Annotated in this window: 1 protein-coding gene; it reads left to right on the top strand. The window is 68.9% G+C overall.

Features of this window, described 5'->3' with window-relative positions:
* Window positions 1-312, top strand: a 312-nt coding sequence (locus tag CG51_RS18990; RefSeq protein WP_035747756.1) for an IS256 family transposase, incomplete at both ends; no start/stop codon positions are given.

Raw genomic sequence — 312 nt, forward strand, 5'->3', positions numbered from 1 at the left:
GCTGGACCGCAAGGCCACCAACATCTCGGTGCTGGCGGCGATCGGCATCCGCCGCGACGGACAAAAGGTGCTCCTCTCGATCAGGAACATGGGCGGCGAAAGCACGGCTGCCTGGGGCAGCTTCCTTGCCGACCTGGACGCGCGGGGCCTCAGGCGGCCCGAGTTCGTAATCGTTGACGGCGCCCCCGGCCTTGAAGCCGCGCTCGTGGCGCTCTGGGGCGGGGACCTGCCCATCCAGCGCTGCACGGTTCACAAGCACCGCAACCTGCTCGGCCACGCGCCCAAGCGCCTGCATGACGAGCTGAGCGAAGA

The sequence above is a fragment of the Haematobacter missouriensis genome, assembly GCF_000740775.1.
Taxonomy (GTDB): Bacteria; Pseudomonadota; Alphaproteobacteria; order Rhodobacterales; family Rhodobacteraceae; genus Haematobacter; species Haematobacter missouriensis.